Source organism: Streptomyces sp. CA-106110, from assembly GCF_050936285.1.
GTDB lineage: Bacteria > Actinomycetota > Actinomycetes > Streptomycetales > Streptomycetaceae > Streptomyces.
This window is the reverse complement of the sequence record NZ_JBNJNB010000001.1, coordinates 3,041,388-3,055,435: the sequence shown is the minus strand read 5'-3', so window position 1 is coordinate 3,055,435 and position 14,048 is coordinate 3,041,388. Positions and strand designations below refer to the sequence as shown.

Annotated in this window: 12 protein-coding genes; 8 read left to right on the top strand and 4 right to left on the bottom strand. The window is 72.2% G+C overall.

Features of this window, described 5'->3' with window-relative positions:
* Positions 1-197 precede the first annotated feature (197 nt).
* Together ACQEXA_RS14015 and ACQEXA_RS14010 are read left to right on the top strand one after the other, a co-directional pair.
* Positions 198-1,445 carry an aminotransferase class I/II-fold pyridoxal phosphate-dependent enzyme gene (locus ACQEXA_RS14015; protein ID WP_433130109.1) on the top strand — a complete coding sequence of 416 codons (1,248 nt, stop codon included), beginning with the start codon at positions 198-200 and terminating at the stop codon, positions 1,443-1,445.
* Positions 1,442-2,530 (top strand): MBL fold metallo-hydrolase, encoded by a 1,089-nt coding sequence (locus tag ACQEXA_RS14010; protein ID WP_432934593.1) that lies wholly within the window; start codon positions 1,442-1,444, stop codon positions 2,528-2,530. The genes ACQEXA_RS14015 and ACQEXA_RS14010 overlap by 4 nt, the downstream gene beginning before the upstream one ends.
* A 13-nt stretch (positions 2,531-2,543) precedes the next feature.
* Here ACQEXA_RS14010 and ACQEXA_RS14005 read toward each other — a convergent pair whose 3' ends face one another.
* Positions 2,544-3,170 (bottom strand): DedA family protein, encoded by a 627-nt coding sequence (locus tag ACQEXA_RS14005; RefSeq protein ID WP_432934595.1) that lies wholly within the window; start codon positions 3,168-3,170, stop codon positions 2,544-2,546.
* Complete coding sequence (locus ACQEXA_RS14000; protein ID WP_432934597.1) at positions 3,167-3,940, bottom strand: MBL fold metallo-hydrolase; 774 nt, start codon at positions 3,938-3,940, stop codon at positions 3,167-3,169. Before ACQEXA_RS14000 ends, ACQEXA_RS14005 begins: the two co-directional genes overlap by 4 nt.
* Before the next feature lie 84 nt (positions 3,941-4,024).
* On the opposite strand from ACQEXA_RS14000, the gene ACQEXA_RS13995 reads away from it, so the two are divergent.
* From ACQEXA_RS13995 to dnaK, 6 genes are all read left to right on the top strand, one after another.
* Positions 4,025-4,477: a hypothetical protein gene (locus ACQEXA_RS13995; RefSeq protein WP_433130106.1), complete on the top strand. Its 453-nt coding sequence runs from the start codon at positions 4,025-4,027 to the stop codon at positions 4,475-4,477.
* Between the two features lie 114 nt (positions 4,478-4,591).
* Positions 4,592-6,673 carry an alkaline phosphatase family protein gene (locus ACQEXA_RS13990; protein WP_433130104.1) on the top strand — a complete coding sequence of 694 codons (2,082 nt, stop codon included), beginning with the start codon at positions 4,592-4,594 and terminating at the stop codon, positions 6,671-6,673.
* A 133-nt stretch (positions 6,674-6,806) separates the two neighbouring features.
* A complete protein-coding gene (locus ACQEXA_RS13985) occupies positions 6,807-7,868 on the top strand; it encodes an ATP-binding protein (RefSeq protein WP_359409401.1) in 1,062 nt (353 codons plus the stop codon).
* Positions 7,865-9,658, top strand: a complete 1,794-nt coding sequence (locus ACQEXA_RS13980) for a vWA domain-containing protein (protein ID WP_433130102.1) — start codon at positions 7,865-7,867, stop codon at positions 9,656-9,658. The genes ACQEXA_RS13985 and ACQEXA_RS13980 overlap by 4 nt, the downstream gene beginning before the upstream one ends.
* Before the next feature lie 114 nt (positions 9,659-9,772).
* Positions 9,773-10,198, top strand: a complete 426-nt coding sequence (locus tag ACQEXA_RS13975) for an OsmC family protein (protein ID WP_359409394.1) — start codon at positions 9,773-9,775, stop codon at positions 10,196-10,198.
* 166 nt (positions 10,199-10,364) lie between these two features.
* Positions 10,365-12,257: a molecular chaperone DnaK gene (gene dnaK, locus ACQEXA_RS13970; RefSeq protein WP_432934606.1), complete on the top strand. Its 1,893-nt coding sequence runs from the start codon at positions 10,365-10,367 to the stop codon at positions 12,255-12,257.
* Positions 12,258-12,341: 84 nt separating this feature from the next.
* Here dnaK and ACQEXA_RS13965 read toward each other — a convergent pair whose 3' ends face one another.
* Both ACQEXA_RS13965 and ACQEXA_RS13960 read right to left on the bottom strand, forming a co-directional pair.
* Positions 12,342-13,145 (bottom strand): SAM-dependent methyltransferase, encoded by an 804-nt coding sequence (locus tag ACQEXA_RS13965; RefSeq protein WP_433130100.1) that lies wholly within the window; start codon positions 13,143-13,145, stop codon positions 12,342-12,344.
* 39 nt (positions 13,146-13,184) lie between these two features.
* Positions 13,185-14,048: a helix-turn-helix domain-containing protein gene (locus tag ACQEXA_RS13960; protein WP_432934610.1), complete on the bottom strand. Its 864-nt coding sequence runs from the start codon at positions 14,046-14,048 to the stop codon at positions 13,185-13,187.

Below are 14,048 nucleotides of genomic sequence, written 5' to 3'. Positions count from 1 at the left end.
GGGGCTGACCCTGTGACCGGGCAAGTCGGGCGGAGCCCATGAGCGGCCGGATCCCGGGGTACTCAGAACCCGAGAGCACCATCGGCACCACAAGGGAACAGAAGTACGAGGACGAACCGCGGCCATGGGCCGAGGGCCCTGTATGAGCCGCAGCCCGGGGGACCGTCCACCGCACCACGGACTGCGCGGAGGCATGCATGCGGCGCACGGATCCGGAAGGGCACGGCCCCGTCCGTTACGGCCCGCCCTTTCCCGACCAGGGATTGCCCCTGTTGCCGAGTCTGTCCGCCGCCCTCGCCGAGGCCGCCGACTCCGGGGGCCCCGGATCCTTCGCCCGCACACCGCCCCTGCTGGAAGCCGCCGGCGGCTACTACGCGCGGCGCGGGCTGCCCGCGGAGCCCGACACGGTGGCCGCCGCCCCGGGTGCGCCCATCCTGTTCGCCGCCGTGACCGCCGCGCTGGGCGGGGACGTGCTGGTGCCGCGGCCGTGTCCCGCCTGGTGGGCACCGCAGATCCGGGCGCTTCGGCGGTCCGTGTTCCATGTCCCGACCCCCGCCGAATGCGGCGGTGTGCCGGACCCGTACGCCCTCCTGGAGACTGTCCGCAGGATCCGCGCAGAGGGCGGCGACCCTCGGCTGCTCGTGCTCGCGGTCGCCGACGACCCGACCGCCACCGTCGCCCCGCCCGAGCTGGTGCACGAGACGGTCGAGGCCGCCACCGCGGAGGGCCTCCACATGGTGAGCGACGAGACCTGGCGCGACACCGTGCACCGGCCGGACGACACCGTGCTGCTCAGCCCCGCCGAGATGGTCCCCGACCGGGTCACCGTCGTCACCGACCTCGCCGGGCCCTTTCTGCCCCCCGGCTGGCCGGCGGCCGTCGCCCGGTTCCCGGCGACCGCCGACGGCGCCGGGCTGCGCGCCCGCGTCCTGGACGTGCTCACCGCGCTCGGTGCCCGTATCGCCGATCCGGTCGCCGCGGCGGCCACATACGCCCTGGACGAGTCCGCCGACGTCGACCAGCGCCTGACCAGGGGCACCGCGCTGCACGCGCGCGTGGCCGCCGCCGCGTACCGAGCCGTCGTCACCGCGGGAGCCGTTGCCCGGCCCCCGCAGGCCGGGCGCCACTTCTACGCCGACCTCGACCCGCTGCGCTCCGCGCTCGGCGCGCACGGCGTCGGCGACGCCCAGGAACTGGAGGACTTCCTCAGCGCCCGGCTCGGTATGCCCACGCCCGGCGGCCACCGGTTCGGAGACGACCTGGCGGCCCTCCGCGTCCGGCTCTCCACCGGGCCGTTCCTCGGCACCACCGCCGAGGAACGGGCCCAATGCCTCATCTCACCCGAGCCGTTGGAACTGCCACATGTGCAACGCGCGTTGAACCTCCTGGGATCGGTCTTCGACGATCTACGCGACGACGCTCAGCGATGGGAGCCTCCTCGATGACGCAGCAGTCCGAGCCGACCGAGCCGATGACGAGTCCCGCTCCGGCGTACCGGAGCGCCGCCGAGCCCTCGTCAACGTCCCTGCTCAGCCCGGTGTCCGGGCTGCCGGCTCCGCTACCGCCACTGGCCGAGCCCCGTCCGCTCGGCGAGCGCCGCATCTGGCCGCGCTCCTTCTTGGACCGGCTGACCGCGCCCCTGCCCGGAATCAAGTCCCTCGCCCGCTTCGCCCGCGAAGGTGCGATGCGGCCACGGCCCGAGGCCCTCACGGACATCCCGCTGCTGCCCTACGACCCGGCCCCGTTGCCCCGCGTCGATTCGCGCACGGTGGCCGTCTCCTGGGCGGGGCACGCCAGTTGGGTGGTGCGGATCGGCGGGCTGACCGTGCTCACCGACCCGGTCTGGTCGCGTCGCATCCTGGGCACACCGGCCCGGATCACCCCCGTCGGAGTCGCCTGGAGCGACCTGCCGCGCGTGGACGCCGTCGTCGTCAGCCACAACCACTACGACCATCTGGACGCTCCGACCCTGTGCCGACTGCCGCCCGACACACCGGTCTTCGCCCCAGCCGTGCTCGCTCCCTGGTTCCGGCGGCGCGGGTTCACATGCGTCACCGAGCTGGACTGGTGGGAGGGCGCCGAACTCTGCGGTGTCCGCTTCGACTTCGTGCCGGCCCACCACTGGTCCAAGCGCACCCTGACCGACACATGCCGTTCCCTGTGGGGTGGCTGGGTGCTGACGGCACCCGACGGACAGCGGGTCTACTTCGCGGGCGACACGGGCTACGGCCGCTGGTTCCAGCGGATCGGACAGCGCTACCCGGGCATCGATCTGGCGCTCATGCCGATCGGCGCCTACGACCCGCGGTGGTGGCTCAGCGACGTCCACTGCGACCCCGAGGAGGCCGTGCGCGCCGTGCGTGACCTCGGCGCACGGAGGATGGCGCCCATGCACTGGGGCACGTTCGTGCTGTCCGCGGAGCCCGTCCTGGAACCGCTGACCCGGGTGCGGGCGGCCTGGGAGCAGGCGGGACTGGCCCGCGAAGACCTCTGGGACCTGCCCGTCGGGGGTTCACAGGTGCTGGGCTGAACCCCGCCCCGTCTCAGGAGGTCGCGGCCCGGCGCATCCGGCGCCACATGCCGGGCGCGGCGCTGATCACCACCGTCAGTATCACCGCCGCCGCCACGCCCTCCCAGGGCTTGGGGAACAGCGATCCGCCGACTATGCCGATCAGCGCGTACGTCGCGGCCCAGGCGAGGCAGGCGGGCGCGTCGCCCCGGGCGAAGTCGCGCAGCGGCATCCGGGCCAGCAGGCAGGCGAGCATCACCGGGATGCGGCCCGCGGGGACGAGCCGGGAGAGGGTCAGCACCGCGATGCCGTGGTCGTTCAGCTTCTCCTGTGCCTGGGCCAGCCGCTCCTCCGGGGCGCGGTCGCGGATCGTCTCCAGCCACCGTGAACCGTTCTTCGACCGCATACCGCGCCGCCCGAGCCAGTACAGCGCGAGGTCCCCCAGGAAGGCCGCGACCGCGGCGACGACGAACACCAGCGCGAGCGAGAAGGGCGCGGTCTGGTGGAAGGCCACGACCGCGGCCGAACTGACCAGCGCGCCCGTCGGCACGACCGGCACCAGAGCGCCGATCAGCACCAGCAGGAACAGCGACGGATAGCCCACCGCCTGCTGCGCCGACTCGGGGGTCACGCCCGTACCGGTGGCCGAGAGGAATATCACCGCGCGACCTCCGGGCGGACGCTCTCGCCGTGCGCCAGCAGATGCACCGCCACCTCCGGCGCGCGTTGCGCGGCAAGGCGCACGAACTCCTGTCCGGGCGCGTGGAATTCATGAGGGCGCACCGCATCCATGCCGATCGGCCAGTACGTGCCGTAGTGCACCGGCACGGCACTGCGCGGCATCAGCCGGGCCAGCGCCTCCGCCGCGCGCCCCGCGTCCAGATGCCCCGGCCCGAGATACGGTCCCCAGCCGCCGACCGGAAGCAGCGCCACATCGACGGGACCGACGGCCTCGGCCATCGTGTCGAACAGAGCGGTGTCCCCGGCGAAGTACGTCCGTGCGGCGCCCTCGATGACGAACCCGAGGGCGGGGGAGCGATGCGGCCCGACCGGCAGCCGGCGCCCGTCGTGTCGCGCAGGCACCACCCGTACGACCAGGTCACCGACCGGCACCCGGTCGCCGGGCACGACCTCGGTGAGCCGCAGACGACCGAGCCTGCGCAGACCCGGCACCTGGGCCAGGGCACCGCGCGGCAGGAGCAGGCGGGTGCCCGGGGCGAGGCGGGCCAGCGACGGCACATGCAGATGGTCGGCGTGCAGATGGGAGACCAGCACCACGTCCGCGACGGCGGCCTCGGCCGGCGGCACCGCGCTGCGCCGCCGCCGCAGGTGCGCGAAACGGCGTGCGAACAGGGGATCGGTCAGCACACGTGTTCCGGAGTCCTCGACCGTGCAGGTGGCGTGACCCCACCACGTGATCTCCACCGGCACTTCATTGCCTCCTTCGTGCGACTCCCCTCGAGCCTACGGGCAGGAGTAGGGTCGGCGGCGAAACCCTGAGGTGAGGGGGACATCATGGGAGATGCGCACGAAGCCTCCGGCACGCGTGGCGCCTTGGGCGGGGGCGCCCCGATCCGGGTGACGGCGATCGCCAGTCTGACGCCGCTGGAGGAACTGGACGCGGACCCCTTCCTCGTCGACTCCCGCAGCCAGCACGCCATGTGCGCGCGCTGGGCGGCGGAGCGGGGGTACGTGGTCACGCGCGAACTGCTCGTCCGGGGCCTGCGCCACGACCACAGCGCCCTGTGGGCCGATGTGGAGGCGGGCCTCGTCGACCTGTTCGTCGCCCCGAGCCGCCGGGTGCTGGAGCGGGCCCTGTCGTCCGTGGACGACTTCACCGCGGAGTGCGCCCGCCGCGGCGTCCGGATCGAGACCGTCGGCCGCGCGGAACCGTCGTACGACGCGCAGATGAAGGCCTGTGTCCACCGCCGTCTGTCCATGCCGACGGCGGGCTACGACGGCCGCTGACCAGCCGCCGCCCGGCTCTGTGCTCCAGGCCCGTTTCGGCGGCCTGCGGCCGTTGTGACAAAGTGGGGCGGATCCCCTGGGATCGCATCGGCCGGGACGTGAGGTGAGCGAGGCGTGGGTCAGGAGCGCTGGCGGAGACTGATCAGCGGAGTGGGGCGGAGCGCCACCGTATGGGCCGTGTCCACCGCCACGATGCTCGTCCTCGCAGGACTGCTGCCCGACTTTCGGCTCCAGTCCGCCGCCGGTGACAGCGTCACCCGCATCGCCCTCACCGCCGCGGCCGGCGCCGGTGTCTTCGGTCTGCTGTCCTCTCTCGTGTGGCCGCTGCTCGTCCGCCTGCTGCTGCTCGTACCCGCCCTCGTCCTCGGGCTGCTGGTCTTCTTCCTCAACGGATCGCTGCTGCTGCTCGCGCTGCGGCTCACCCCCTCGGGCCAGGGCGAGGCCGCCCCCGAGACCGCCGTCGTGGTCGCGGCGGTGATGTCGGCCGTCGCCTCGGCGACCGGGGGCGCCCTCGCGGTGCGGGACGACGCCGCCTACGGCAGGCGGCTGTACCGGCTCGCCGCCCGCCGGCGCAGACGCGGCGACGACCGGGCCGGACGCCGCACCCCGGCCGTCCTGTTCATCCAGCTCGACGGTGTCGGGCACGACGTGCTGCGGGCGGCCGTCGACAAGGGGCTCATGCCGGCCGTGGCCTCCTGGCTCGGGCCCCGCGACGGCCAAGGGCCCAGCCACCGGCTCACCTGCTGGCGCACCGACTGGTCCAGCCAGACCGGCGCCAGCCAGCTCGGTATCCTGCACGGCTCCAACCACGACGTTCCGGCGTTCCGGTGGTACGAGAAGGAGCACCGGGAGGTCATGGTCTGCAACCGGCCCGCCAGCGCCGCCGAACTCCAGCGCCGGGCCATCGAACGCACCGGTGACGGCGGACTGCTCGCCGGCGACGGGGCCAGCCGCGGCAACCTGTTCAGCGGCGGCGCCGACGAGGTCGCCCTCGTGCTGTCCGTCGTCGTCAGAAGGGGACGGGAGAACCGCTCCCGGGCGGGCTACTTCGCCTACTTCAGCGATCCGGCGAACGCCGTCCGCACCGCCCTGTCGTTCCTCGCCGAGGTCTTCCGCGAGATCGCCGAGTCCACCCGGGCCCGCCTCACCCGGCAGCGGCCCCGGGTCAAGCGCGGCGGCCTCTACCCCTTGGTCCGCGCCTTCGCCACCGTCGTCGAACGCGACGTCGTCGTCGCGGCGGTGATCGGCGACATGCTCGCCGGACGCAACGCGGTCTACGCGGACCTGGTGGCCTACGACGAAGTGGCCCACCACTCCGGCCCGCACAGCCGCGACGCCGAGAAGGTTCTGCGGCGGCTGGACCGCTGCCTCGCGCTGCTGGCACAGGTCGCCGAGCACACGCCGCGCCCCTACCGGATCGTCGTGCTGTCCGATCACGGCCAGAGCCCCGGCGAGACCTTCCGCACGCGCTACGGGCTCAGCCTCGCCAATCTGGTGCGGGCGGGCTGCGGACTGCCCGTACCGCGCAGGGTCGAGCGCACCCACAGCGGGACCGAGGCACGCGCGGCGGTGCGGGCCGCGCTGCGCCGACCGGTCGAGGCGGGCGGCGAGGAGCGCCGGCCCGCCCGGCGCCACGACGAGCCGGTCGTGCTCGCCTCCGGCAACCTCGGACTGGTGTCGTTTCCCGATGTGCCGCACCGGATGACCAAGGAGGAGATAGACCGCCGGCACCCCGCGCTGCTGTCGACGCTCGCCAACCACCCCGGTGTCGGCTTCGTCCTCGTGCGCAGCGAGGAGCACGACGGGGTGGTGCTGGGGGCGTTCGACGCCGAGGTCCCGGTCGGCCGGCTCGCCGACGGGAGCGGCCCGCTCGCCGGATTCGGCCCGGGCGCCGCCGACGCCGTGCGCCGCACCCACTCCTTCCCGCACACCGCCGACATCATGGTCAACTCCTGGTACGACCCCGTCGAGGGCGAAGTCCTCGCGTTCGAGGAGCAGATCGGCTCGCACGGCGGACTCGGCGGTGCCCAGGCGCGGCCGTTCCTGCTGTCGCCGGTGACGCTGTCCGCCCCCGAAGAAGAGGGGGCCGAGCTCGTCGGAGCCGAGCAGGTCCACCGGCTCTTCCGCCGCTGGCTACGCGAGTGCGACGGCCCTCAGGTGCCGCTGTCCGCGACCGAGGACGAACGCGTCGCCTGAGCCGGGAGGAATCCGGTGCCGGCACCCGCACGAAAATGACATGACGGCCGCGTCCGGTCATTGAGAACCTCGACGGTGAGCAACCGCGTCCGCGAGGCGGCGCCGGTTCGGACCCGAAGAGGAGAGCCGCTGCGTGCAGGCAGCCGTCACCGTCACCCCCGCCCGCATCCCGGAACTGCTGCTCGGTCTCGCGACCGTGCGGCCGGTGTTCATCTGGGGTGCCCCCGGTATCGGAAAGTCGTCCCTGGTGCGCGCGTTCGCCGAGTCGCTGGGGCTGGAGTGCGTGAGTCTGCTGGGCACCCAGCTCGCCCCCGAGGACCTGATCGGCGTCCCGCAGATCCGGGACGGACGCTCGGTGTTCTGCCCGCCCGAGGCGATCGCCCGCGACGAGCCGTACTGCCTGTTCCTGGACGAGCTGAACGCGGCGACCCCGGATGTGCAGAAGGCGTTCTACTCGCTGATCCTCGACCGCCGCATCGGCAGCTACGAGCTGCCGAAGGGCTCCATCGTCATCGGCGCGGGCAACCGCTCCACCGACAACGCCCTCGCCCGGCCGATCGCCTCGGCGCTGGTCAACCGTCTCGCCCACGTCCACCTGGAGGCCTCCGCGAAGGACTGGCTCGTCTGGGCGGCGGCGAACGCCATCCACCCGTGGATCCTCGACCACCTCACCGACCGGCCCGACCACCTGTGGTCCAAGCCGCCCAAGACCGAGGAGCCGTTCTCCACGCCCCGCTCCTGGCACATGCTCTCCGACGCGCTGCATTCCTTCGGCCGCGACCTCGACGAGGAGACGCTGAAGGTGCTCGCCCACGGCACCCTGACCCCGGCACACGCCACCGCCTTCTGCGGGTACGTCAAGATCGTGCGCAGCCAGTACGGCATCGAGGCCATCATCAAGGGCGACGCCCACTGGCCGCACCGCATGCAGGACCGCGACCTGCTGTACTACCTCGCCGAGTCCTTCCGGGGCCGGCTCGTCAAGGAGCTGCCCGCGAGCAAGGAGCACATGTCGGCGAACGGACGCCAGACCGCGTACCGCGCCAAGTCGCTGCTCGTGCAGCTCGCCGAGATCTCCGTCGAGATAGCCCAGAGCGTCATCGCCTCCGACGCGGACGGCAACCCCGTCCTGCCGGCCTGGTTCCTGGTGGAGGCGGCCCGGGACATGCCGCGGCTGGTGGAGGCGCGGCGATGAGCCGCACCCGCTCCAAGAAGAAACGGGACTTCGCGGCGGAGGCCTTCGCCGAAGGCATGCGGCTGATGCGGGCCAACCCGGCGCTGGCCGCCGTCGAGTTCAGCGTCTGCCGCGCGGAGGAGTGCACCACCGCGCCCCGGGACGGGCTGGTCCGCGTCGACTCCGACGGCGTGCTGCACGCCCACCCGGACCGGCTCGCCGACCCCGCCGACTGGGCCTGGGCACTGGCGCACGCGGTGCTGCACCTCGGCTTCGGGCACGTCCCGGCGGTCAAGGGCACCCGTGTCCAGCCCGACCGCCACGACATCGCGGCGCGCTGCGTGGTCGTCAACCGGTTCCTGCTCGGCTTTCCCGTCGGCAGGTTCCCCGAGGACCTGCCGGTCTCCTACCCCGACGGCGACGAGGAGCAGCTCGCCGCGCGCTGGCGCCGGGACGGTCTCCCCGCCGTGTACGAGCGCTGCGGGACGGCGGGCGGGGAGCCCGACCAGCTGCTCGTGGACGGGAAGGGCTGGTGGGGGCCGGCCCCCGACTGGCAGCTGGCCTTCGCCACCGCGCTGACCCGGACCGTGTCCGCGGCGATGGACATGGCGGGCGGCCGCCGTGACTCCCTGGACGGCGAGGCGACCCGGCCGCGCCCTTGGGAGCAGGCGCTGAGCTGGTTCATCTCCTCCTACCCGCTGCTCGGTGGCGTGGCGGCCGGGATCAAGCTGGTCGCCGACGCCGAACTCGCCCGCGCGCACGGCATCTCCGTGGCCGCGGTGAACGCCGAGGCGGGCGAGATCTACATCAATCCGCTGCGGCAGTTCGAGGACGAGGAGTGGCGCTTCATCCTGGCCCACGAGATGCTGCACGCCGCCCTGCGCCACGGCGACCGCTGCGGCACTCGCGACCCGTACCTGTTCAACATCGCCTGCGACTACGTCATCAACGGCTGGCTGCGTGAGATGCAGGTCGGCACGATGCCCGAGGGGCTGCTGTACGACCCGGACCTCGCGAGCCTGTCCGCGGAGCAGGTCTACGACCGCATCGCCGGCGATCTGCGCAGGATGCGGCGGCTGGCCACGCTGCGCGGCAGGGGCGTCGGCGACGTGCTGGGCGCGCCGCTGCGACCGCCCGGCGACTACGTCGACCTCGACGAGTTCTACCGCCGGGGCCTCGCGAACGGCCTGGACCTGCACCAGCAGCAGGAGCGCGGTTTCCTGCCCGGCGGTCTGGTCGAGGAGATCCGTGCGCTCAGCCATCCGCCACTGCCGTGGGACGCCCGACTCGCCCGCTGGTTCGACGAGTTCGTTCCGCGCCCGGAACCCGTACGGTCGTATGCGCGCCGCTCGCGCCGCCAGAGCTCCACGCCCGACATCCCGCGTGCGGGGCGCTACTTCCCGCCCGAGGAGGTGGCCCGCTGCACCTTCGGCGTCGTCCTGGACACCTCGGGCTCCATGGACCGCGTCCTGCTCGGCAAGGCGCTCGGGGCGATCGCCTCGTACGCCGAGGCCCGTGACGTCCCCGCGGCCCGGGTCGTCTTCTGCGACGCCGCGCCGCACGACGCCGGCTATCTGCCGGTCACCGACATCGCGGGCCGGGTACGGGTCCACGGCCGCGGCGGTACGGTCCTGCAGCCGGGGATCGATCTGCTGAACCGGGCACAGGACTTCCCGCCCGCGGCCCCGGTCCTGGTGATCACGGACGGCTGGTGCGACGTGCTGCGGGTACGGCGGGAGCACGCGTATCTCATACCCCAGGGCGCACGGCTGCCGTTCACGCCCCAGGGGCCGGTGTTCCGGGTGCGCTGAACCCGGCGCCCGGGGACCGGTTCGTCGCCATGTCCGGTGCGTGCGCCGCGTGCCGATGTGATCGGATGGTGCCTACGGAACCCGGCAACGGGCCCACACGTGAAAGGAAGAACCGTGGCAACCACGCGCACCGCACACACCGTCTGGGACGGCAATCTGCTCGAGGGCAACGGCGTCGTGACCTTCGACTCCTCCGGCATCGCTCAGCAGCCGGTGACGTGGGCTTCGCGCGCCCAGGACGCGAATGGGAAGACCAGCCCCGAGGAGCTGATCGCCGCCGCCCACTCCAGCTGCTTCTCCATGGCGCTGTCGCACGGCCTGGCCGGCGCCGGCACCCCGCCCACCAAGCTCGAGACCAAGGCCGACGTCACCTTCCAGCCGGGTGAGGGCATCACCGGCATCCACCTCACCGTCGAGGGCACGGTCCCCGGGCTGGACAACGACGCCTTCGTCGCGGCCGCCGAGGACGCCAAGAAGAACTGCCCCGTCAGCCAGGCCCTCGCCGGTACGACGATCACCTTGGACGCCAAGCTCGCCTGACGCACGGACGTCCGCAGTGCCGCGCCCGCCACGAGGGGGCGCGGCATCGCCGTTTCCTGGGTAGGTGCAAGAGGGGCCGGTCTGTCCGGCCGGCAAGGGGATTGACAGGGAGCCACTCAAGTTTTGTGATGGAGTGCGTAAAGCGCCCTGGCGGAAGGGGACGGCGATGGCACGGGCGGTGGGGATCGACCTCGGTACGACGAACTCGGTGGTGGCCGTCCTGGAGGGCGGTGAGCCCACGGTTGTCGCCAACGCGGAGGGGGCGCGGACCACTCCGTCCGTCGTGGCCTTCGCCAAGAACGGCGAGGTGCTCGTCGGCGAGGTCGCCAAGCGGCAGGCCGTGACGAACGTCGAGCGCACCGCGCGCTCGGTCAAGCGGCACATGGGGGACACGAACTGGCGCTTCCCGGAGAAGGGATCCGTCGACGGCACCCGCTACCGGGCGCAGGAACTGTCCGCCCGCGTGCTGCAGAAGCTCAAGCGGGACACGGAGGCGTATCTCGGCGAGGACGTCACCGACGCCGTGATCACCGTGCCCGCCTACTTCGACGACTCCCAGCGGCAGGCCACCAAGGAGGCCGGGGAGATCGCGGGACTCAAGGTCCTGCGGATCATCAACGAGCCGACGGCCGCGGCCCTCGCCTACGGACTCGACCGCGGCGAGGAGCAGACGGTCCTCGTCTTCGACCTCGGCGGCGGCACCTTCGACGTCTCCCTGCTGGAGATCGGGGACGGCGTGATCGAGGTGAAGGCCACCAACGGCGACACCCGTCTCGGCGGCGACGACTGGGACCAGCGGGTCGTCGAACACCTCGTCAAACGCTTCAAGGGGCAGTACGGCATCGATCTCGGCGTCGACAAGATGGCGCTGCAACGGCTGCGCGAAGGTGCCGAGAAGGCCAAGATCGAGCTGTCCAGCTCCACCGAGACGAGCATCAACCTGCCCTACATCACCGCCTCCGCGGAGGGGCCGCTGCACCTCGAGGAGAAGCTGACGCGCGCCCAGTTCCAGGAGCTCACCGCCGATCTGCTCGATCGCTGCCGGACCCCCTTCCACCAGGCGGTCAAGGACGCCGGCGTGAAACTGTCCGCGATCGACCATGTCATCCTCGTCGGCGGCTCCACCCGTATGCCGGCCGTCACCGACCTGGTCAGGGAGCTCACCGGCAAGGACCCGCACAAGGGCGTCAACCCCGACGAGGTGGTGGCCGTCGGCGCCGCGCTCCAGGCCGGCGTCATCCGCGGCGACGTCAAGGACGTCCTGCTGCTCGACGTCACCCCGCTGTCCCTCGGTATCGAGACCAAGGGCGGCATCATGACCAAGCTCATCGAACGCAACACGACCATTCCCACCCGGCGTTCGGAGATCTTCACCACCGCGGAGGACAATCAGCCGTCCGTCGGCATCCAGGTCTACCAGGGTGAACGCGAGATCGCCGCGTACAACAAGAAGCTCGGCGTCTTCGACCTGACCGGGCTGCCGCCCGCACCACGCGGGGTGCCGCAGATCGAGGTGGCCTTCGACATCGACGCCAACGGGATCATGCACGTGTCCGCGAAGGACCTGGCGACGGGCCAGGAGCAGAAGATGACGGTGACCGGCGGCTCCGCGCTCGCCAAGGACGAGATCAACCGGATGATGCGGGACGCGGAGCAGTACGCCGAGGAGGACCGGGGGCGCCGGGAGGCCGCGGAGACCCGCAACCAGGCCGAGCAACTCGTCTACCAGACCGAGAAGTTCGTCCGGGAGAACGAGGAGCGCATCCCGGCCGGCACGAAGGACGAGGTGACGGCCGCGACCACCGGTCTGAAGGACCTGCTGAAGGACGGGGCCGACACGGCGGCGCTGCGGGCCGGCATCGAGAAACTCGCCACCGTCAGCCAGAAGATGGGGCAGGCCATGTACGCGCAGTCCCAGCAGTCCGCGTCCGATGGTTCGGGAGCTTCCGGCGACGGACACGGCGCCCCCGGCGACGAACACGGGGCTCCCGACGACGAGTCGGTGGTGGACGCGGAGATCGTCGAGGACGACAAGGACGCCAAGGGAGGGGCGGTCTAGTCGCGGAGCCCAGGCGGGCGGCGACCCGGGGCGGCCGGGCAGAGACGGGGTGCGGCGTCGCGCGCGGCGGTCGCCGAAGCCGGGTCAGGGCTTGCGCGCGACCCCCGCGTACACCGGCACGATGCCCTCCGCCTGGGCTGCCACGTCCTCGGGTTCCGGCCGCCAGCCGGAGACGGGGATCACTCCGGGGCCGAGGAGTTCCAGACCGTCGAAGAAGCGCGAGAACTCGGCGAGCGGGCGCGGGAAGAAGGGCGTGCCGCTCTGCTGGAACAGGCCCGCGGCCCGCTCGACGGACTCGCGGTTCAGGTCGGAGGTGACCTGCGACAGGACCAGATGGCTGCCCGGGGCCAGCGCCTCGGTGTACCGCGCCAGCAGCCCGTGGACCTCGTCGTCGAGATAGTGGGTGAGAGCGATCAGCGACAGGGCGACCGGCTTGCCGAAGTCCAGGGACTCGGCGGCGTGGGCGAGGATGACGTCCGGGTCGCGCACGTCCGCGTGGACGTAGTCCGTGCTGCCCTCCTCGGTGCCGTGCAGCAGTGCCTGCGCGTGCCGCAGCACGATCGGGTCGTTGTCGGCGTACACCACCCGGGCCTCGGCGACGACCTGCTGCGCGACCTGGTGGAGGTTGGGCTCGGTGGGGATGCCGGTGCCGATGTCGAGGAACTGGCGCACACCCGCCTGCGCCAGCGTCCGCGTCGCCCGGTGCATGAACCGGCGGTTGGCGCGCGCCCCGCGCCGCACGGTCGGATCCGCGGCGAGGATCTTCCGGCCCAGTTCCTCGTCCACCGGGTAGTTGTCCTTGCCGCCCAGCCACCAGTCGTACACCCGCGCGGGGTGCGGCCGGCTCGTGTCGAGGTGGGCGGTCGCTGCGTCGCGTCCGGTCGTCATGCGGATGCTCCTGGGGGGTGAGGAACGGGCCGGCATCGGTCAGAAGGTGTCCCGGTACTCCTGGAGGATCTTCCGCGTGCGCTGTACCGAGGCCGCCTTCGCGGACATGTGGTCCAGGACCTCCAGGTGCATGGCCACCTCGGGGCGCGAGTCGAGATACAGGGCGCCGGTCAGGTACTCGCTGTAGACCATGTCGGGCAACTCCGGCTCGGCGAACCGGAACAGCACGAACGGGGTGTACGTCCCCGGGTGCGGTCCGGACGCGTACTCGGCGATCTGCAGCGTGATCCGAGGGTTCTCGGTGACGTCGATGAGCCGGTCGAACTGCTCGCGCATCACCCGGGAATGGATGCTGACGGGGCGCCGGAGCACCGTCTCGTCCATGATCACCCAGAAGTGCGGCGGGTCCTGGGAGGTGAGCAGCTTCTGCCGGGCCAGGCGCAGCGCCACATGCCGCTCGATGTCCTGAGGGCGGACCTGTCCCACGGTCCCGGCCTCCAGCACGGCACGCGCGTAGTCCTCGGTCTGCAGGAGTCCGGGCACGAAGTGCGGCTCGTAGGAACGGATGATGCGGGCGGCACCCTCCAGGCTGACGTGCATGCTGAACCACTCGGGCAGCACGTCGTGGTAACGCTGCCACCAGCCGGGCTGGTTGGCCTCCTCGGCCAGCCGGACGAAGGCGGTGACCTCCTCGTCGGGCACACCGTACGTGGCCAACAGCACCTGCAGATACGGGATCTTCAGCGCGACGTCGGCGGTCTCCATGCGCCGCACGGTGGCGGCCGTGACGCGCAGGACCCGCGCCGCCTCCTCCCGCTTCAGCCCGGAGGCCTCCCGTAACTCCTGCAGCCGCCGCCCGAGCACCACCTGCCCCACGGTGGGCGCAGCCCGCCGTTCACTCAC